Origin of the sequence: Erwinia sp. Leaf53 (genome assembly GCF_001422605.1) — a bacterium.
Lineage (GTDB): Bacteria > Pseudomonadota > Gammaproteobacteria > Enterobacterales > Enterobacteriaceae > Erwinia.
This window is the reverse complement of record NZ_LMLK01000008.1, coordinates 47,748-67,806: the sequence shown is the minus strand read 5'-3', so window position 1 is coordinate 67,806 and position 20,059 is coordinate 47,748. Positions and strand designations below refer to the sequence as shown.

The 20,059-nt window shown below is 59.5% G+C and carries 20 protein-coding genes; 3 read left to right on the top strand and 17 right to left on the bottom strand.

Features of this window, described 5'->3' with window-relative positions; translation table 11 throughout:
• Positions 1 to 978: a lysophospholipase L2 gene (pldB, locus tag ASF13_RS08475; RefSeq protein ID WP_056234794.1), complete on the bottom strand. Its 978-nt coding sequence runs from the start codon at positions 976 to 978 to the stop codon at positions 1 to 3.
• A gap of 113 nt (positions 979 to 1,091) precedes the next feature.
• Between pldB and rhtB the strand changes: the two genes are divergently transcribed.
• Positions 1,092 to 1,715 (top strand): homoserine/homoserine lactone efflux protein, encoded by a 624-nt coding sequence (gene rhtB / locus ASF13_RS08470; RefSeq protein WP_056234792.1) that lies wholly within the window; start codon positions 1,092 to 1,094, stop codon positions 1,713 to 1,715.
• Between the two features lie 81 nt (positions 1,716 to 1,796).
• On the opposite strand, the gene recQ is transcribed toward rhtB, so the two are convergent.
• Complete coding sequence (gene recQ, locus ASF13_RS08465) at positions 1,797 to 3,629, bottom strand: ATP-dependent DNA helicase RecQ (RefSeq protein ID WP_056234790.1); 1,833 nt, start codon at positions 3,627 to 3,629, stop codon at positions 1,797 to 1,799.
• 306 nt (positions 3,630 to 3,935) lie between these two features.
• On the bottom strand, positions 3,936 to 4,814 hold the full coding sequence (gene pldA, locus ASF13_RS08460; RefSeq protein WP_056234787.1) for a phospholipase A: 879 nt from the start codon (positions 4,812 to 4,814) through the stop codon (positions 3,936 to 3,938).
• 173 nt (positions 4,815 to 4,987) lie between these two features.
• Here pldA and ASF13_RS08455 point away from each other — a divergent pair, with 173 nt between their 5' ends.
• Positions 4,988 to 5,458, top strand: a complete 471-nt coding sequence (locus tag ASF13_RS08455; RefSeq protein WP_056234867.1) for a thioesterase family protein — start codon at positions 4,988 to 4,990, stop codon at positions 5,456 to 5,458.
• Between the two features lie 63 nt (positions 5,459 to 5,521).
• Complete coding sequence (rarD, locus tag ASF13_RS08450; RefSeq protein WP_056234786.1) at positions 5,522 to 6,421, top strand: EamA family transporter RarD; 900 nt, start codon at positions 5,522 to 5,524, stop codon at positions 6,419 to 6,421.
• A gap of 127 nt (positions 6,422 to 6,548) precedes the next feature.
• On the opposite strand, the gene corA is transcribed toward rarD, so the two are convergent.
• From corA to ASF13_RS08380, 14 genes are all read right to left on the bottom strand, one after another.
• Positions 6,549 to 7,502 carry a magnesium/cobalt transporter CorA gene (gene corA / locus ASF13_RS08445; RefSeq protein WP_056234783.1) on the bottom strand — a complete coding sequence of 318 codons (954 nt, stop codon included), beginning with the start codon at positions 7,500 to 7,502 and terminating at the stop codon, positions 6,549 to 6,551.
• A 293-nt stretch (positions 7,503 to 7,795) separates the two neighbouring features.
• Positions 7,796 to 9,958 carry a DNA helicase II gene (uvrD, locus tag ASF13_RS08440; protein ID WP_056234781.1) on the bottom strand — a complete coding sequence of 721 codons (2,163 nt, stop codon included), beginning with the start codon at positions 9,956 to 9,958 and terminating at the stop codon, positions 7,796 to 7,798.
• Between the two features lie 54 nt (positions 9,959 to 10,012).
• Complete coding sequence (yigB, locus tag ASF13_RS08435) at positions 10,013 to 10,729, bottom strand: 5-amino-6-(5-phospho-D-ribitylamino)uracil phosphatase YigB (protein WP_056234779.1); 717 nt, start codon at positions 10,727 to 10,729, stop codon at positions 10,013 to 10,015.
• Positions 10,729 to 11,637 (bottom strand): tyrosine recombinase XerC, encoded by a 909-nt coding sequence (gene xerC, locus ASF13_RS08430; RefSeq protein ID WP_056234776.1) that lies wholly within the window; start codon positions 11,635 to 11,637, stop codon positions 10,729 to 10,731. The genes yigB and xerC overlap by 1 nt, the downstream gene beginning before the upstream one ends.
• A complete protein-coding gene (locus tag ASF13_RS08425; RefSeq protein ID WP_056234773.1) occupies positions 11,634 to 12,350 on the bottom strand; it encodes a DUF484 domain-containing protein in 717 nt (238 codons plus the stop codon). The genes xerC and ASF13_RS08425 overlap by 4 nt, the downstream gene beginning before the upstream one ends.
• A complete protein-coding gene (gene dapF, locus ASF13_RS08420; protein ID WP_056234864.1) occupies positions 12,347 to 13,171 on the bottom strand; it encodes a diaminopimelate epimerase in 825 nt (274 codons plus the stop codon). Before dapF ends, ASF13_RS08425 begins: the two co-directional genes overlap by 4 nt.
• 27 nt (positions 13,172 to 13,198) lie before the next feature.
• Positions 13,199 to 13,393: a lipoprotein gene (locus tag ASF13_RS08415; RefSeq protein ID WP_056234771.1), complete on the bottom strand. Its 195-nt coding sequence runs from the start codon at positions 13,391 to 13,393 to the stop codon at positions 13,199 to 13,201.
• A gap of 89 nt (positions 13,394 to 13,482) precedes the next feature.
• Positions 13,483 to 14,451, bottom strand: a complete 969-nt coding sequence (locus ASF13_RS08410; protein WP_056234768.1) for a hypothetical protein — start codon at positions 14,449 to 14,451, stop codon at positions 13,483 to 13,485.
• 57 nt (positions 14,452 to 14,508) lie between these two features.
• Positions 14,509 to 15,144 carry a hypothetical protein gene (locus ASF13_RS08405; RefSeq protein ID WP_072166333.1) on the bottom strand — a complete coding sequence of 212 codons (636 nt, stop codon included), beginning with the start codon at positions 15,142 to 15,144 and terminating at the stop codon, positions 14,509 to 14,511.
• Positions 15,145 to 15,146: 2 nt separating this feature from the next.
• Complete coding sequence (locus tag ASF13_RS08400; protein ID WP_056234765.1) at positions 15,147 to 15,680, bottom strand: hypothetical protein; 534 nt, start codon at positions 15,678 to 15,680, stop codon at positions 15,147 to 15,149.
• 3 nt (positions 15,681 to 15,683) lie between these two features.
• Positions 15,684 to 16,178: a hypothetical protein gene (locus tag ASF13_RS08395; RefSeq protein ID WP_056234762.1), complete on the bottom strand. Its 495-nt coding sequence runs from the start codon at positions 16,176 to 16,178 to the stop codon at positions 15,684 to 15,686.
• Positions 16,175 to 16,867, bottom strand: a complete 693-nt coding sequence (locus ASF13_RS08390) for a hypothetical protein (RefSeq protein ID WP_056234759.1) — start codon at positions 16,865 to 16,867, stop codon at positions 16,175 to 16,177. Before ASF13_RS08390 ends, ASF13_RS08395 begins: the two co-directional genes overlap by 4 nt.
• Positions 16,868 to 16,869: 2 nt before the next feature.
• A complete protein-coding gene (locus tag ASF13_RS08385; protein ID WP_162237187.1) occupies positions 16,870 to 19,095 on the bottom strand; it encodes a TcfC E-set like domain-containing protein in 2,226 nt (741 codons plus the stop codon).
• 122 nt (positions 19,096 to 19,217) lie between these two features.
• Positions 19,218 to 19,757, bottom strand: coding sequence for a CS1 type fimbrial major subunit (locus ASF13_RS08380; protein WP_056234753.1), 540 nt, complete (start codon positions 19,755 to 19,757; stop codon positions 19,218 to 19,220).
• Between the last annotated feature and the right edge of the window lie 302 nt (positions 19,758 to 20,059).

Here is a 20,059-nt window from a genome sequence, read left to right as displayed (position 1 = left end):
TCAGCGATGACCGGCAAAAAATGTCAGGATGGCTTCCAGGGCTTCGGCCCGCATCCGGTCTTGCTCAAACAGGATTTCGTGGCGCGCACCGGCAATCACCCGCGGGCGCTGGCCAGGACCGGGCAGCGCCTGGCAGAACAGATCCTGCGCCCGGTTTTCCACCACTTTATCAGCGGCCGCCTGCAGCAACAGCAGCGGCGTTACAATCTTCGGTGCCTGGCTGAGTATCTGCTGGCAGGCCAGCAGCGCTTCCCCCACCCAGTGATAGGTCGGGCCGCCCATGCGCAGACGCGGATCGTCGGCATAAAAGCGCAGGTTGCGCCGGTAGCGCTCGCGGCTGTGGGTCAGTTGATTAATGGCAAACGGGCGCGGATGCCACTTACCGGTGCCTAACGCATAGCCGTTACGCATCAAAGGGCGCGCTTCGGCCCAGTTAAGGATCCGATGTGCCATCCACAACGGCATCGGCAGGCAGATGCCAAACATCGGTGACGCCAGCGCCACCGCGTTGAACGCCGTCGGCTGGCGCGCCAGCATCAGCGCCAGCACCGCACCGCCCATTGAGTGTGCCAGCGCGTAGCGCTGGCGATAATGGCGCGGCACGATTTCCTGCAGATACAACGTTTCCAGGTCATCAACGTAGTCGGCAAACGACTCAACGTGACCAAGATGGGAATCGTCCAACAGCCGACCCGATCGTCCCTGGCCACGATGATCGATAACGATCACGTCGTAACCGCTGTGGAACAGATCCCAGGCCAGCTCCGGGTACTTGACGTAGCTTTCGATACGCCCGGTGATCAGCAGGATAACCTTGTCATGTTGCGGATCGGTGAAGCGCACGTAGCGGATCGGCACGTTGGCCACGCCGGCAAATTCGCCCTCTTCCCGCCGCTGCCAGAAATCCAGCAAAGGGCCGGTCGCGAAGGCCGAGAAGGCAGCTTCACGCGTTAACCAGCTGTGTTTGCGATGTTCCATCAGACCTTTTCCAGAAGAGAAGCCGCTGTCGGGGGCGGACTATTGTTACCGATAGCACAACGTTCAACAATGACGTATTGTGTCACAAATAAGCGTTTTCCGGGAGTTTTACCATGACCATCGAATGGTGGCTGACCTATCTGTTAACAACCAGCATCCTGAGCCTGTCGCCGGGATCGGGCGCCATCAACACCATGAGCACCGGCATCAGCCACGGCTATCGCGGCGCGGTGGCCTCTATTTCCGGCCTGCAGGTCGGGCTGTCAATTCATATCCTGCTGGTGGGTATCGGCCTTGGCGCGCTGTTCTCCCAGTCGCTGCTGGCGTTTGAGGTGCTGAAATGGGCCGGTGCAGCCTACCTGATCTGGCTGGGGATCCAGCAGTGGCGCTCTGCCGGCGCGATTGATCTGAATGCGGTAGCCCAGGCGATGCCGCGCCGTAAGCTGTTTCAGCGGGCGGTGCTGGTCAACCTGACCAATCCGAAGAGCATCGTGTTTCTCGCCGCCCTGTTTCCACAGTTTATCATTGCCCATCAGCCGCAGGCGATGCAGTACCTGGTACTGGGCGTCACCACGGTGGTGATGGATATCATCGTAATGATTGGCTATGCCACCCTGGCCACGCGCATCGCCGGCTGGATCAAAGGCCCGCGCCAGATGAAGCTGCTGAACCGCATCTTTGGCGGCATGTTTATGGCGATTGGCGCGGTGCTGGCCACCGCGCGCCGCGCGGCCTGAAAACCGTTTTGTCACGATAAGCCGGGAGTCGGGGCGTACTGCCTGCCGCACCCCGGCTAATCACAGCCCGGTTACGGGACGTTATTCATCATCGTCGCCGTCGACGTGCTCTTTAATCATCACCAGGAACGGCTTACCGAAGCGCTCCAGCTTCTTCTGCCCGATGCCGTTGACGCTCAGCATCTCAGATGCGGTCAGCGGCATCTGTTCCGCCATTTCAATCAGCGTGGCGTCGTTAAAGACCACATACGGCGGCACGTTCTCCTCATCTGCAATCGCCTTGCGCAGCTTACGCAGTTTGGCAAACAGCTTACGGTCGTAGTTACCGCCGTAGGACTTCTGACTGGTATGACGCGGTTTAAGGCTCGGCAGGCGCGGCACCGCCAGCTGCAGCGGCAACTCGCCGCGCAGCACCGGCCGTGCGGCTTCGGTCAGCTGCAGGGCCGAGTGCATGGCGATGTTCTGCGTCACCAGCCCCAGGTGGATCAGCTGGCGCAGCACGCTGGTCCAGTGCTCATGGCTGTGCTCGCGACCGATGCCGTACACCGGCAGCTTGTCATGCTGGAAGTCACGGATGCGCTGATTGTTGGCACCGCGCAGGATCTCTACCACGTAGCCCATACCAAAACGCTGGCCGACGCGATAAATGCAGGAGAGCGCCTTTTGCGCCTCCACCAGCCCGTCGTAGCGGCGCGGTGGATCGAGGCAGACGTCGCAGTTACCGCACGCCTGCTGACGGCCTTCGCCGAAGTAATTAAGCAGCACCAGACGGCGGCAGGTTTGCGCTTCGGCAAAGGCCCCCATCGCGTTCAGCTTGTGGCGTTCAATGTCCTGCAGCGGCCCCGGCGCTTTCTCTTCCAGACAGCGGCGCAGCCAGGCCATATCGGCCGGATCGTACAGCAGCATCGCTTCCGCCGGCAGGCCGTCGCGCCCGGCGCGGCCGGTCTCCTGGTAGTAGGACTCGATATTACGCGGGATGTCGAAGTGCACCACAAAGCGCACGTTGGGCTTGTTGATACCCATACCAAACGCCACGGTGGCGACGACGATCTGCAGATCGTCGCGCTGGAAACCTTCCTGCACCTGCGAGCGGTGGGCATTATCCATGCCGGCGTGATAGGCACCTACGCTCAGCCCCTTACTCTGCAGACGCGCGGCGGTGTCTTCCACCTTGGCGCGGCTGTTACAGTAGATGATGCCGCACTTGCCGCCCTGGTCCTGCACGTAGCGCAGCAGCTGCTCGGTCGGCTTAAACTTTTCCACCAGCGTGTAACGAATATTCGGGCGGTCAAAGCTGCTGATCTGAATCAGCGGATCTTCCAGCGCCAGCAGGCGCACGATATCGTTACGGGTGGTTTCATCGGCGGTGGCGGTCAGCGCCATCACCGGCACCTGCGGCAGCCGTTTTCTCAACTGGCCCAGCGCGCCATATTCCGGACGGAAATCGTGGCCCCACTGCGAAATACAGTGCGCCTCATCCACCGCCAGCATCGCCGGGTTACACTGGCTCAGCCGGTCAATGAAGTTGTCCATCATCAGGCGTTCCGGGGCGATGTACAGCAGGCGCACGCGACCGCTGCGGCAGCCCTCCATCACCTCCTGCTGCTGCTCCCGCGTCTGCGTGGAGTTCAGGCACGCCGCCGCCACGCCGTTAGCCAGCAGCTGGTCGACCTGGTCTTTCATCAGCGAGATGAGCGGCGACACCACCAGCGTCAGGCCCTCGCGCACCAGCGCCGGGATCTGATAACAGAGTGACTTACCGCCGCCGGTCGGCATCACCACCAGACAGTCACGCCCGTTCAGCGATTCCTGAATGATAGTCTGCTGTCCCGGACGAAACTGCTGGTAGCCGAAGGTATCGCGCAGAACCTGAAGCGCCAGCGTTTCCTGATTGATTACTGCTGCCGTAGACACGTTGTCCCCAAATTCGAAGTGGTGTGAAGCGCAACCGGGCGTGAAAGACCCGATCGGATGTGGCCTGAAACGGTGGCTGAGCAAGACTCAACCAGGCTGCGATGATACCCGATGTGCCGGGGGAGATCAGGATTATCGTGAGCTTTTTCTCTTTTCCGGAAGGTGTTACGCAGAACGGTGCAAGCAGGCGGCGGGCCGGACAGATAACTCTGCGCACGGCCGCAGGCGCTGCCGGTGGGCTCACCCGTGGCTCAGCACGCCCCTGTCTGACCGCTGTCACCGGGCTTCCCTGCCCGCCAGTTAAGGTCAGAACAGATCGTTCAGCGTGACGCCAACGCCAACGCGGGTCTGCTTGTGATTATAGTCAATCAGCGATTCGCCATAGCCGCTGAACACCTGAGTGTAGAAGCGGACGTGCTGGGTGATCGGGTAGCTCCAGCCCAGTTCAGCGCCGCCATAACCGCTGTTCCAGTTGTAGTTGCTGCGCACGCTGAAGATGCTGTCGCCTGCCTGGTAGCCCAGCGTCAGACGGTAGTAGCCCATGTACTTGGTGATATCCGGGTTATCATCATTGCTCTCGCTCTCCGGCAGGCGATACCAGGGTTTTACCTCCACCAGCCAGTTGCCGTTCTCCGCCATCAGCCGCGCATAGACGCGGTTCCAGCTGCGCGAGGTCGGTTCCGAACGGCCGTTAGACTGGTGGTTAAAGCCGGTTTCCACATCCCGTAGCGTCCAGCCGCCCAGGCTGTAGTCGGTAGACCAGCCGAGGAAAATCTGCGGCTCATAGTCCGTTTCGCGGAACGGCGAGGAAGCACCACGGTTAGAGAGCTGCCAGAAGGATTTTTGCGTATAGGAGGCAGCCAGCACCGAGTTGTCACCGAGAATACCGCGCCACAGTGGGAACGCCAGGCTCAGCTGGAACTTCACCTCATCGTGCTTGGCTTTATCGGCCCAGTTGTAGGACGCGATCGCGTCTTTATTGATGTCGCTGGTCCAGGTATAGAGCAGATAGTTGTTTTCATACGGATAGAGCACAAACGGATTGTCGTGCTTCTCCAGCAGGTTGGCAATGATGCTGCCAGGCACGTCCGGGCGGTCGTGGACCTCTTTAACGGTGGCTTCCTGTGCCAGTACTAACGTGGGAAACAGGAGCGCCGTTGCCAGCCACCCTTTCAGCAGAGCCATAGTGTTCTCCAGGGAGAAAAATTAAGGGAAGGAAAAGAGCGCCATTTTACACATAAAGTGCTGCCATCATCAGCGCAGTTTTCCGAAAGTGGAAAGCGCGGGCCGCCCGGCATAAACTAGGCGCTCTGTTAACCTTTTGTTTACCTCTTAGCGACGTATCAGGACCCTTCATGATGTCAGCTGTACCCCTTGATCAGGCGGCCGCGCGCCGGCTGCTCGGTGAAATTTTTGTCTATCATATGCCGTTTAACCGGGCGCTCGGGCTGGAGCTGGATCGGCTGGATAACGACTATGCCGAACTCAGCCTGAGCAATCAGACCATGCTGGTCGGCAACGCCGCCCAGAAAATTTTGCACGGCGGGGTGATTGCCTCGGTGCTCGACGTCGCGGCAGGGCTGGTGTGCGTCACCAGCGCCCTGACCCGCCATGAGAGCATCCCGGAAGAGGAGCTGCGCCAGCGCCTGTCGCGTATGGGCACCATCGATCTGCGGGTGGACTATCTGCGGCCGGGGCGCGGTGAGCGATTCATCGCCTGCAGCAGCCTGCTGCGCGGCGGTAACAAAGTCTCCGTCGCCCGGGTAGAACTGCATAACGAGGCCGGCCTGCATATCGCCAGCGCGCACGCGACCTATATGGTGGGTTAATTCACGTCACGCCGGTGCCGGGTTCAGGCCCGGCCATCGTCTGACTTATTGAGTACTTGCACAATGAATGCACAAGAGACGCGCCGGGGCATCCTGTTCGCGCTGGGCGCCTATTTTATCTGGGGCGTGGCCCCCGCCTATTTCAAACTAATCCAGCAGGTGGCCGCCGGCGAAATCATGACCCACCGGGTGATCTGGTCGTTCTTCTTTATGCTGATCCTGCTGACCGTAAGCCGTAACTGGCGCAGCGTCAGCGCGGTGCTGAGACAGCCAAAGAAGGTGCTGCTGCTGGCCCTGTCAGCGGTGCTGATCTGCAGTAACTGGCTGCTGTATATCTGGGCGGTGAATAACCACCATATGCTGGAGGCCAGCCTCGGCTACTTTATTAATCCGCTGCTGAACGTGCTGGTGGGGATGGTGTTTCTGGCGGAACGTTTCCGCCGCCTGCAGTGGCTGGCGGTGGCGCTGGCGGCCTGCGGGGTGCTGGTGCAGCTGATCACCTTTGGGTCACTCCCGCTGATCGCGCTCGGGCTGGCAATCAGTTTCTCGTTCTATGGCCTGCTGCGAAAGAAGATCGCCGTCGATGCCCAGACCGGGATGCTGATTGAGACCTGCTGGCTGCTGATCCCCGCCGCCGTCTATCTGTTTGGCGTTGCGGACAGCAGCACCAGCCATCTGGGCAATAACCCGCTGACGCTCAACCTGCTGCTGGTGGCGGCCGGAGTGCTGACCACCGTGCCGCTGCTGCTGTTTACCGCCGCCTGCGCGCGGCTGCGCCTCTCCACCGTCGGCTTCTTCCAGTATCTCGGCCCGACGCTGATGTTCCTGCTGGCGGTGCTGTTCTACGGCGAGCAGATGACCCCGGATAAGGCGGTGACCTTTGGCTTTATCTGGGCGGCGCTGGCGCTGTTTATTATCGATGCGCTGTTCAACCTGCGCCGGTCAGGTTCGCGCGCAGGCTGACAATTTACCCAAGAGTCGAGGCCCGATCCTGCGGCAGCGCCAGCAGGGAAAACCGCTAATTCACTGCTGGTGGTAACGTAAAATAAAAAACCCCGCCGGTGAGGCGGGGCATGCTGCTTTCATCGCCTTACAGCCAGTTCTTACGCTTAAAGTAAGCGTACGGTGCCAGACCGGCGAGGATCATCAGGCCAATCGCACCCGGATAACCAAAGCTCCACTTCAGCTCCGGCATAAACTCAAAGTTCATGCCGTAGCTGGAGGCCACCAGCGTTGGCGGCAGGAACACCACCGAGACCACCGAGAAGATTTTAATAATCCGGTTCTGCTCGATGTTGATAAAGCCCATCGCCGCCTGCATCAGGAAGTTGACCTTCTGGAACAGCGATTCGTTGTGCGGCAGCAGGGATTCGATATCGCGCAGGATCTCGCGGGCCTGCTCCAGCTGGTTGCCCGGCAGGCGTGCCTTGCGCACCAGGAAGTTCAGCGCGCGCTGGGTATCCATCAGGCACAGGCGCACCTTCCAGCCGATATCTTCCAGCTCCGCCAGCGTCGACAGCGCCGAGTCAAACTCGTCACCCTGCTGCCCTTCCATAATCACCCGGCTGAGCTTTTCCAGGTCGCTGTAGATGTTTTCGATCTCGTCCGCCAGCTGTTCAATTTTGGTTTCAAACAGATCGAGCAGCAGCTCGTAGGCGTTACCGTCGGTAAGCACCTGGTTGCGGGCGCGCATACGATAGAGGCGAAACGCCGGCAGTTCGCGCTCGCGCAGCGTGTACAGGCGCCCTTCGCGAATGGTGAAGGCCACGGTGGAGTTACCGGCGTGATCGTCGGCATCTTCATAAAAGAAGAAGGAGTGAATATGCAGGCCATCTTCGTCTTCAAAGAAGCGCGCGGACGCCTCAATGTCTTCCAGTTCAGGACGGGTGGCCAGGCTCTGGCCCAGCTCGCTCTGCACCCGATCGCGCTCGGCTTCTTCCGGTTCGATCAGGTCGACCCAGACGGAGGCGGTCATCGCTTCGCCGGGTTCATCCAGCTCAAGACGGGTCAGACGGCTCTGGTCCAGTTTAAATGCGCTCAGCATAGCAGTACTCCCAATTCACAGTAACAATCGGGACAAAGCGCTTGAACACGGGAAACATGCGTTTCAGTCAGCGAGCAACACTGACTCAGAGCGACGGGGAGTAATGCGGTCGCCAACAACCTCGAAGGCTATCGGCAAAGGAGGATAGCCTTAGGAGTTGTACCTGGGATCCAGGTCGTTGAGCCAGTATGTACTGGGTGTGTCCAAGGCGAATGTCCTCTTAGGGTAATGGTGGGCGCATGTTACGCTGAGACGAAAAAGGCGTCAAGCGGGGCCAGGCGCCCACCGGCGGCTCAGAGCGGTTCGAGCCTGGCGTAGGCGGCGACCAGCCATTTGATGCCCTGCCCCTGGAAGGCGACCTGCAGCCGGCTGTGTTCACCGCTGCCTTCCATATTGACGATGGTCCCCTCGCCGAATTTGGCATGCTGCACCCGCTGGCCCAGCGTGAATCCGCTGTCGTTTTTCGTCACCGGCGTGCCCATCCGCTGATGGTTAACCGGGCGGCTGACGCTGGCGCGCAGGCGCACCTCCTCCACGCACTCTTCCGGCAGTTCGCCGATAAAGCGCGACGGCCGGTGATACACTTCCTTACCATAAAGTCGCCGGGTTTCGGCATAGGTCAGGGTCAGCTTTTGCATCGCGCGGGTGACGCCAACGTACGCCAGACGGCGCTCCTCTTCCAGCCGTCCGCCTTCGTCCAGCGACATCTGGCTGGGGAACATTCCCTCTTCCATGCCGACGATAAACACCTGGCTGAACTCCAGCCCTTTCGCCGAGTGCAGCGTCATCAGCTGCACGGCGTCCTGCCACTTGTCGGCCTGGCCTTCACCGGCCTCCAGCGCGGCGTGGGAGAGGAAAGCCTGCAGCGGCATCAGGTCTTCGTCTTCATCCTGATAGCTGTACTGCCGCGTGGCGTTGACCAGCTCCTCAAGGTTTTCCACCCGCGCCTGGCCCTTCTCACCCTTCTCCTGCTCGTACATTAACCACAGGCCGGAGTCTTTGATTACCCGGTCGGTCTGTACGTGCAGCGGCAGTTCGCTGGTCTCTACCGCCAGCGCGTCAACCAGCTCGGTAAAGCGCTGCAGCGCCGACGCCGCCCGCCCGGCCAGCGCCTTCTCCTGCAGCAGCGCGCGGCTGCTTTGCCACAGCGTCAGCTGGCGTTCACGGGCGGTCTGGCGCACCACGTCCAGCGTACGATCGCCGATGCCGCGCGTCGGGGTGTTAATGACCCGTTCAAACGCCGCATCGTCATTGCGGTTGGCAATCAGCCGCAGGTAGGCCAGCGCGTCTTTGATCTCCTGGCGTTCGAAGAAGCGCATGCCGCCGTAAATGCGGTACGGCAGGCTGGTCTGCAGCAGCGCCTCTTCCAGCACGCGCGACTGGGCGTTGCTGCGATAGAGAATGGCACAGTCGTTGAGCGCACCGCCGTTTTCCATCCACACCTTGATGCGGTTGACCACAAAGCGCGATTCGTCCAGTTCATTAAAGGCACAGTAGATGGCAATCGGCTCGCCGTCGCTGCCGTCGGTCCACAGCTCTTTCCCCAGACGGCCGTTGTTGTTGGCGATCAGGGTATTCGCGGCCTTCAGAATGTTGTTGGTTGAGCGGTAGTTCTGCTCGAGACGGATGGTTTCCGCCCCCGGGAAATCGTTGAGGAAGCGCTGGATGTTCTCCACCTGCGCCCCGCGCCAGCCGTAGATCGACTGGTCGTCGTCGCCAACGATAATCACCTTGCCGGTGTCGCCGGCCAGCATGCGGATCCACGCGTACTGGATGTTGTTGGTATCCTGGAATTCGTCCACCAGAATATTGCTGAAGCGCTCACGGTAGTGGTTGAGAATATGCGGCTTGTTCAGCCACAGCTCGTGGGCGCGCAGCAGCAGTTCGGCAAAGTCCACCAGACCGGCGCGATCGCAGGCTTCCTGATAGGCCTGGTAGATGCGCAGCCAGGTCTGTTCCACCGGATTGCCGTAGCTTTCGATGTGCTTCGGCCGCAGCCCTTCGTCTTTTTTGCCGTTGATGTACCACATCCCCTGACGGGCGGGCCACTGCTTCTCATCAAGGTTCATCGCTTTGATCAGCCGCTTGAGCAGGCGCAGCTGGTCTTCGCTGTCGAGGATCTGGAAGTCCTGCGGCAGGCTGGCGTCCAGATGGTGTGCCCGCAGCAGGCGGTGCGCCAGCCCGTGGAAGGTGCCGATCCACATGCCGCCCTGGCTGGTGCCGATCAGCTGCTCAATACGGTGACGCATCTCCGCCGCCGCCTTGTTGGTGAAGGTCACCGCCATCACTGAATAAGGAGAGCAGTTCTCAACCGACAGCAGCCAGGCGATGCGGTGCACCAGCACGCGGGTTTTACCGCTGCCGGCACCGGCCAGTACCAGCAGGTTACTGCGCGGGGCGGCTACCGCGTCGCGTTGTTTGTCATTCAGGCTGTCGAGCAGATCAGAAACGTCCATAGGCACCGTTGAGTCGCGAGCGGCATGCGCTCTACTGGTTATTTAACCAGCTTATTATATCAGCGCGGTCAGCGATGCCAACCGTGAAATTTCCAGCGTCGGTAACAGGCGCGCATCGTTGATGTGCATCAGGTTGCCTTCACGCAGGTTGATCCAGCACGCCTGCAGGCCAGAGCGCACGGCACCGGCCACGTCGGTGGTCAGGTCGTCACCGACGTGCAGGATCTGCTGGGGTGCCAGATTGAGCCGTTTGGCCGCCAGCTGGTACATGTCCTGATACGGTTTGGCGCGGCCGTCCGGGCCGGCACGCAGGATAAACTGAAAGTACTTATCCAGCCCGAACAGGTGCGGTTCGGCATTGCCGTTGGTGACGGCCACCAGCGGCAGGCGCTCCGCCAGCGCGGCCAGCGTGCGGTGGGTCTCATCCGCGATTTCAATCCTGCTGCGCCACTGCGCAAAGATCGCCATCACTTCACGCGATCCCCGGGCGGCCTGCGGGGCGGCAATGCCGGCATCCAGCATCACCTGCTCAACGGCACGACGACGCCATTCGCTGACGTCGTGATAAATTTCCGGCTCGGCGGCCAGCAGGCGGTTACGCACCTGCTGATACTGCGCCGGAGTGACGTCCTGCAGCGACGGGTGCCAGGCCTGCAGCGCGGCGTGGGACTCAATGGCGGTGCGCCTGATCACCGGCGCGTTGTCATACAGGGTATCGTCGAGATCGAAGGTCATCGCGGCGATCGGGCGTAGCGGTCGGTAGAAGTGCATCAGGATTTTCCTCGTTTCGCACGGGGATGGGCGGCATCGTAAACCGACGCCAGGTGTTGAAAGTCGAGATGGGTGTAGATCTGGGTGGTGGTCAGATTGGCGTGGCCTAACAGCTCCTGCACCGCGCGCAGATCGCCGCTGGATTCCAGCATATGCGTGGCGAACGAGTGGCGCAGCTTGTGCGGATGCACGTGACTGGCCAGCCCCTGCTTAATGCCCCACTCGGCGAAGCGCTTCTGCACGTTGCGTGCGGAGATGCGTTTACCCTGCTTCGACAGAAACAAGGCGTTATCCTGTGGAACAAACAGCTCGCGCAGCGCCAGCCAGTTCTCCAGCCAGCTGACCGCGGTGCGGCCCACCGGCAGCCGGCGCTCTTTGCTGCCCTTACCGGTCACCCACACTTCGCCGGAGGCCAGCTCGAGATGGCCAAGGTCGATGCCGACCAGCTCGGAGAGACGTAAACCGGCACCGTACATCACTTCCAGCATCGCGCGGTCGCGCACCGCCAGCGGATCGTTGAGGTCAATATCCAGCAGGCGATTGACCTCATCAACGTCAATATTCTTCGGCAGATGGCGCGGCGCGCGCGGCGTGGCCACGCCCTTGGCCGGGTTGGCGACGATCGCGCCCTGGCCTACCAGCCAGTCAAGAAAGCTGCGCAGCGCGGAAAGGCGCAGCGCAAGGCTGGCGGGCTTCAGCCCGTTACGGCTGCTACGCGCGGCCAGCGCGCGCACTTTTGCGGCATCCAGCTGCGCCCAGTCGCCGAGCTTCAGCGCATCCAGCAGCTGGACGATCGCCTCCAGCTGGCGACGATAGTTAATTTGCGTCAGCGGACTGAGCTGGCGCTCCACCCTGAGGTAACGCAGAAAGCCCTCAACGGCAGGCAGCAGCGGCGAGTCGCTGGTCACGCCCGTTCCACCCAGTTTTCCAGCAGCGGCGGCAGCATCAGGGCCAGATGCTGAAGCAGGGTGGTGCCCATGCCGGGCTGGTAGTGCTGGCTGTCGCGGCTGCTGAACATCAGCACCCCGAGATCGCCACGTTCGCCCAACAGCGACATCGCCACCGAGCCGATCGCTTTCGCCTGCGGCAGCAGCAGCAGCAGTTCCGGGCCGTTAAGGCTGCCAAGATAGTGGTTCTGTTTGCCCAGCCGCTGGATGCGCACCGGCTCAAACGCCTGCCGTGGCAGCGCCAGCTGGGTGAAATCAGACGGCGCGCCGATGCGCCACTGCTCGCTGAACAGACGCACGTTAGCCCCAGCCAGCCCGAGGTCGCGCGCCCAGCGATGCAGGCGGTTGAGCATCTCGTGCAGGCTGGGGGCTGACGCCAGCCGCCCCTGCAGATCAAACAGCCGGTCGAACAGCTGCTGGTTAGCGCTGGCCTGCTGCATCAGCAGGGTAATCTCTTCTTCCAGTTCCTGGATGTGATTACGCTGACGCGCCAGCTGCCACTCCACCAGCGACACGGTGCCACGGACCGGGTGCGGCACGATCATCTGCTCAACCTGGCGGGCGTTGCGGATAAAGAAGTCCGGGTTCTGCAGCAGGTATTCGCTGACGCTGCGATCGTCCGGCAGCATTTCGCCGCCGGCGCTGTCCTGCTGTGGCTCACCGACCGTTTTCATAGGTGGATAAATCCGTCATAAACGTGGGTGGCCGGGCCGGTCATAAACAGCGGCTGACCCGGGCCTTGCCAGGCGATATTCAGCGAACCACCGGGCAGGTCGACCCGCACGGTGTCCGCCAGCAGCCCCTGCTGGATGCCCACCGCCACCGCCGCACAGGCGCCGCTGCCGCAGGCCTGGGTCTCGCCGGCGCCGCGCTCATAGACGCGCAGGCGGATATGTTCGCGGCTGACCACTTCCATAAAGCCGACGTTGACCCGCTCCGGGAAGCGTTCATGGCTTTCAAGGACCGGCCCCAGCGTCTCCACCGCGGCGGTTTTCACACTGTCGACCTGCAGCACGCAGTGCGGGTTGCCCATCGACACCACGCCGCACATCACCGTCTGTTCGGCCGCGCGCATCAGGTAGATATTTTCCGCTTTATTGGCGCGGAACGGCACCTGAGAAGGCTCGAAGTTGGGTTCGCCCATATTCACACAAACCCGCTCATCCTGGCTGACGCTCAGCACCATGCGGCCGGTTTGCGTGCTGACGCGGATGTCGCTCTTGTTGGTCAGCCCTTTTAAGCGCACGAAGCGGGCAAAACAGCGCGCACCGTTGCCGCACTGCGCCACTTCACTGCCGTCGGCGTTAAAGATGCGATAGTGGAAATCAAGGTCGGGATCGTAAGGCGGTTCGACGATCAGCAGCTGATCGAAACCGATCCCCAGATGCCGGTCAGCCAGGCGGCGGATCAGCTCAGGGGAGAAATAAACGTTTTGGGTGACGGCATCGACCACCATAAAGTCATTGCCAAGGCCGTGCATTTTCGAGAACTGCATGTTCTGCTCCGCCGGGTACGTCATCGTTTACTGGGCCGCTGGCACACTCTGCCCCGGGGACGTGACGGCTGCCTGCGGGTTGTTCGCGGTAGCGCTCGCCGTCGCGGCGGTTTGTGGCTGGGTTGGTTCATCTTTCGGGAAGTAGAGCGGCCCCTTCAGGCCACATCCCGCCAGGCTGGCCGCCGCCAGGATCAGCGCCAGTCGGCATATCTGTGTCTTCATTCGCATTCTGCTCAATAGTGATGCCTGTTTGCTCTCTATAATCGCAGGTGAAGTATGAAAAGCAACAGGAAAAGCAGGCGGTTTCCGGCTCAGGTTGGGGTGACCACGGTAAAGGTCAGCACGTCGCTGTAGTCACCCGGCTGGATAGTTTTTGGCGCAAAGGTACGAAACAGCGGGCTGAAGCAGGTCTTCCCTCCCTTATCCAGTGGGATTGAGGCAGAGCTGTTGTTGGGCAGTAGCACCTGTCGGCTGCCATTCTCCAGGATCAGCTCGTAAGGTATGACCTGCGAGCTCTCTTGCAGGTTTTTTAACTGATAGCGACCGTCAGCCATGCCGTTCTGATTGCTGGCGTTAATAATAAACGGCTTGCCCGACGTTTCGCTGTCGGTATATTTCAGGCAAAGCCGATCCTGGCTGGTATCGAGCGGTATCCTCTGCATGCCGGTATCGATTTCGCCCAGATCCCAGTCCGGAGCATCAACAGTAATATTGATATCAAAAGGAGGGGGAGTCACCGGATCTTTGACCAGCCTGCAGCGGCCATTAGCCTCTGCGGTGATGTAGGCTCCGCCAATCATGGCTGCCACTTGATTCTGACCGGCAACATAGTTAGCGGCACGGATGAAAACGGCAGGCCAGTCAGCCATTGCTCCGTTATGGAAATTGACCGTGGCTCGCGCATGCAGGGCCTGATCGTTATCCCACGCTCCCACCATGCCACGAACCAGCACGTAGCCCGCGTTGATTTCTTTATCCTGGCTTGCCTCACCATCCAAACTGGCAGAAACAGAGGAGGCACCCTGCGGAACACCATTTTTATCGTACAAATTGAACAGTAAACCGCGACTTAAGAAAATATCTTCGTTGGTATTGTTCTCTGCAGGGTTAAAATCAATAGTCACCGAGGCAGTACTGGTACCGTTACCGTTGTCCACCAGCGAGCATTCGCTATAGCGGCTCGCCACGTTTGCCGTAGCTATGCCGGATGCCGAAGCACTGCCTTCAGCCAGCGCCCACAACGATAGCGCTAACAGCGCGGTTACCGTTTTTTTTTTCATCTTATTTACCTGAGTATCGGAACAACCCACGGCGACAGTAGCTATGGGTTGATGTGGTTAATGGCACACAACTTTTCCATCGACGACGGCGTGGTGGCCGGCGATCGCGACCGGTGTGCCGGGATACACGTTAAACGTTTCCAGCGGCACGCCATCCACCGTCATCCCTTTAACCGGAAAGCGGGTGGTGCCGGTCGCCGTTAAGGTGATGCGGTTCGCACCGCAGAGGTGCTCAATCGCACGGGTCTGTTTTTCCGGCAGCTGGCGCACCAGCGTGCTGAAGCTGAGGTTAACGGCGACCCCACCGCCCAGGGTTTCCTGCGTACTGCCTGAGAGCGCCGCCACGGAGGTGATGTTCAGCCGCCACACCGTCTCCTGCTGCACTGCCGACAGGGGTTGCAGCGTGATGGTTTTCGACTGCCCTTTCGCCAGCGACAGCCGGAAAGGATAAGCATAAAGCTGCGGCGTGCGCGCCTGACCCACCGGCTCCAGTCGCTCTTCCCCCCAGGGTACGCCCGGATTCAGCAGCCGCGATAACGCCACGCTGACAAACTCCGGGTGGTCGCTACGGTTGATCACCGTCACCGCGGTGCGCGTTATTCCCTGCACCTCAATCAGCTTAGGCAGCACATCGATCGTGGCTACCGCCTGGCTACAGGACAGCGTTACCAGAAGAAACATCACCGTTTTCATTATCATTCCAGCACCGGCTCAAACGTCAGGGACAGCACCCCGCTGTACGTTCCTGTCACCGTGTTAAACTCGCCGGCTGGCGGCAATGCGGTAATACTGAGCAGGAAATCACCTACGCTATCCTCCCCCTGCGAAGCGGCTGGCGGATTGCGGAACACCTGGCTGGTTAGCGTCAGCGTCTGCTGGGTGTCATCCGTTGCGCCCATTTTCACCTCCGCAGGGCGAAACTGTAGCGCCGGCCGGTCCTGATGCTGCAGGATCAGTGGGGTGTCCATACGTACCTGAAAGACCCCGGAGCTGGACGTTACCCGCAGCGGCAGTGCGACTTCATACGGGGAGTTGAACGCCCCGGGCTGGCTCATGACCACGCCCTGTTCATACCAGCCCCCGTGGTCATCGGTGACCAACAGCGTATTCGCCCTGACCACGTGACCACTGACTTTGCTACTGGTTTTACCCTTAAGTATCACCTGAGCCGTGCACAAGGCCGGCAGCAGGCACAGCAGCAGCAAGGCATTTTTAGGTGCTAAAGCCATCAGTTATGTTTCCTGCGCTGGCAGAACAGCAGAGGCGCTGCCACGCTGATAAATCACCACGCCGTAACCTACGCTGATCAGTATCGGTGCCTGCGCCCGCGGATCGCCGATCGGCTGTACCCGGTGCCGTTCACGCGGGCGAAAGGTGACGCGCCAGATCTGTTGCTCACGCGGCTGGCGTACCACGGTGACATCCAGCAACCGTTTCTGACCGGGGCGCAGTACCAGACGCGGCGGATTAACCAGTAATGAAGGGTTCGGCACATTGCCAACCGGCAAACGCACTTCGGGCTGGCCGAGCGGCACCTGCACCCACTCCTGGCTGACCTCCAGGTAGAGTGGTGAATCACCGGTGTTCTCCACCTCCAGCTTTTCCGCTGGTCGCGTGCCCTCCACGCTGATCGCGCTGTGCGCCAGCCTGAGCACGCCCGCCGCGCGGGCTCCGGTCACCGGCAGCGCGGCGCTGAGCGCGGCAAGCAGGATCAGCAGGCGGTTCACGAACAGCTCACCGTCACCGGCTGGTCATCAACGTTCATGGTTATTTTGCTGGCGTTGAAGCGCTGCGGCATGCCGGGAAACAGACCGATCGCACTCTGCGGGCTGTGACCGCCGGGCAGCAGCTGCATTTCTGACAGTCTGAGACGCACATTGCCGGTATTGCTCAGCGCAATCTGTTTATTGTCACACCGATACGTCCAGCTGTTTTTTTGCCGTTCCGGAGCGGGAAGATGGCGCACCAGCACACCGTAACCCACCGCAAATGACATGGGGGCGGCAATCCTTTCCTGCGGTGCGTCGGTAACGCTGAAGGCGTTGACTGGCGTAATGTATAAGCGGTAAAGCGCTTCCTGCTCTGGCTCTTCAAGGGATTTCAGATGGATTTCCCGGCTCTGATTCGGTCCCAGCACCAGCTTTTCGGGGGTTGCCAGCATGCCGGGATGGGGAAGATCGCGCAGCATCAGTTTATGCTCAGGCACCAGGCCCGGATTACTGACCTGGGCCAGGTTGATCGCCAGATACAACGGGGCATCGCCGTCGTTACGCACTTTTATCGTCTGTTCCTGAGCATGGAGCACACGGGTGCTGGTCGGCAGCACCAGCAACTCCCCGGCCGCAAGCGCAGGGAGAGAAGAGCACAGCATGATGGTTGCGGTGGCCAGCATCGCCAGCCCGTTATTTAAATTCATCGTTATTTCCTGATTATGTTCTGATTTAGTGCCTGACACGGGTAGTCCACGCCGCCAGGCCGGGTGAGATCGCAAAGATAACGCCCTGTAGCACTGCGTACGATCACCTGCGACAGCAGGGTCTTACTGGTGATGGAGAACAGACCGTTGGCATAGACGGCATCACCGGTCTGCTCAATGCTCCCGCTGACAGGTTTGCCGAAACGATCTTTCATAAAGCCGTGATACAGCAGGCTGACATCCACCGAAGCACGAGCGCTGTAAACCTGGCCCGGGTGTGCGCGAACGATATTGGCCGGGACTTCAACATTGATATCCATGTCGCGACTTTCGCTGACCACCTGCGCAAACGGGATATCGGCGTAGGTTTTCAGCGGCACGGCGTAACGGTGCCCGCCGGTTACCGGCGTATTCTCGACGCTGAAGCGATAGGGCAATCCCCCCGCCGTCGGCGTTTCCAGCAGCATAGCCGCACCGCTGTCGCTGTAACTGCCCAGCGCCATCCCCTGCGAGCTGGCCGCCACCATGCCGCGATAGTTAAAGTCCGCGTGCGCAATGCCTTCACTCTGCCCGACATTCAGTGACGTACTGCCACGGGCACCTGAACGGCTGGCATAGAGACTGGCGCTGGTATGGCGATCGGCGCGGCTCACGGTGGTGCCTGCCGTGGTCTCCCCGAAGTCATCGTGGAAAGTTTTACGGTAGTCGCCGCTCAGCTGCGTCTCTCCGCCCGAGCGGGCGGCGCTGAAGCTGGCCTGGGAATCACTCAGGCTCCAGCTGGTATTGAAATACAGGCCATAGTTACCTGATGACAGCTGGTAGCCACCGTTCTGGATACCCAAAGAAAACGTGGCCCACACGCCGCCCGGACGGTAATTCCAACGCGCCTCCACCTGCTGCTGACGGCTGGAGACATAACGCAAATAGCGGTAGCTGAGCGTCACGTCACCCAGCTGCCTGCTGTAAGAGAGGCTGGTGCTGGCGGATCCCTGGTATAATCCGGACACCCGGTTGTTGAGGTAGTGGCTGACCGTCAGTGAACCGGCCGTCGCACTGCTGGTGCTCAGGCTGGCATAGCCACCGCTGCGCGCTTCGCCACTCAGCAGGCCCAGCGTCGGCGTCAGTTGACGATCGCCAACCGGCATTGGCCGGGTCAGGTTGACTTCCCCTGCCCATTTACCGCGCTGCCCGCTTAACAGGGAGCTGTTCATAAAAAACCAGTGCATATCGTGACTCAGGGAGGCCCGCAGCAGGGAAAGACGGGTTTGTGCTTCCTGCCCCACCGTCAGATTCCAGGCTTGTTGTCCGCTGCCAAACTGGATATTGCTGACTTCCTGTATGTCGGTATTGATCAACCGCCCGTCACGGTCCACCAGGCGGATCTCAAGCGGATAATATCCGCCAGGCAGGTCGGCATAACTGATTTCGTTACGCCCCAGCACGGCATGCCTTTTGAGGATCATGCGTCCCTGGCGGTAGAACTCATAGTTACCCTCGGCGGCAGAAAACAGGACAAGTGCCCCGGACTCATTCTGATTTTGCAGATACGTCTGGCTACCCAGCGTCGCAAACAGATCGAAGCCGGGTGTCAGCAGCGTGGTAATCGTGCCTGCCGAGAAATCGGCGCTGCTCTGCTTACCCGCGCGCAGATAGTAAGCGTGAAAATTTTTCTGCAGGTACCAGGATGACACACCGTGCGTCTGCGTGCGCTGGCGATCGCGGGTAGTGGTGCCGCTAAACCAGTTCAGATAACCGAAAGCACGCGAAGGCAGTCCCAGCCAGGCATTACCATTCAGATTCATCGCTCGATAGCGATCGGAAGACGCGCGTAAATCGACGGACTGGTTATGCACCAGGCCAAAATGCGTGTCGGGCGCCACAAAATCACTGTGGCTGTCGTGAACAGCCAGGGTACGCCGGAGTTTATCCAGTGCGATATGGTACCCCGCCAGAGTGACGTCACATCCCCGCTCGCAGTCTGAGTAATCAAACTGCGTTAGCAGGCTCTTCAACGTCGCAATATCTTCCTCCGCCACACCATTATCGGCATATTTTTGCCGATCAAAGGTCAACCGGTCATTGCCCGGCGTGGGGGTGATAAAGTCCGGCAAAGTCACTCCATTAAAGGTTCCCAGATAACGAGCACCCTCGTCCAGCTCTGCCGGGCTAAAGCCCTCCGGCACACCGTAAGAGATATTCATCTGGGCGAATGAATTTGCAGAACTCACTGCGAAAGCAATAACCATCCACCCCTTACCAACCGATAACGGGTTTTTGCGGTGCCTGGTTTTCATATTTTTTTGCCGAAATACGCCAGTCAAATAACCCCGACAGCGTCGGGGTTAACACATCAGAACTCTACGCCGGCAGAGGGTTCGAACAGCATGACCAGATCGCCACTGTAGCTGCCATTTGTGGAAGGGCTGCCCTTGACCGCTTCAGGTGGTGCATCAACATCAATACTCAGGTTATAGACGCCGTCAAAGCCCCCTTCGCTGCTGGCGACCTGAGTCACGGTCTGCGCACTGCCATAGGTCACATTGAGATCGCCCTGCGGGGTAGCCAGGGTAACTTTCGGGTTCTGCATCTCATAATGACCGCTGGATAAGGTCAGCGGCTGAGCCAGAGAAACGGTGAAGTCTTTGTTTTTAGACCAGACACGTACCGGCAGCATTTTCGAGAAATGTTTCTGTTTATTATCGTCAGCTTCCAGCTCTTCGGTGTTATACCAGCTTGAACCATCCGGCTTTGACACATAGATACTGTCACTAATCTGGGCAGTTAGCGTGATTTTTTTGGATACACTACCGTCCGTTTTATTCGCCGCATTGGCGGAAGCACAAGCTAATAAAGACAGTGACAGTACTGCTGCAATCTTACTAAAATTCATATTCTAACCCTATAACAGAATAAATCATCGAAAGGATGACAATATTTAAAATATCCCACTACACAAAGCGGGAAGAAAGCTACTGGAGATTACTCACTCTTAATCTTCATGAATTAACAAACGTCAGGCAGACCAAAAGTGCGGGCTATATTTCCAAAATATTAAGGCCATAACAAATTAAAATAAGACCGATAACCTGAAAAAGCAGAATGCATTTAAAAACTCGAACAAAAACCTAAAAATCAGCATAAAACACCACCTAACCATCTAAATGTGGATTTAAACACTATTAAATTGAACAT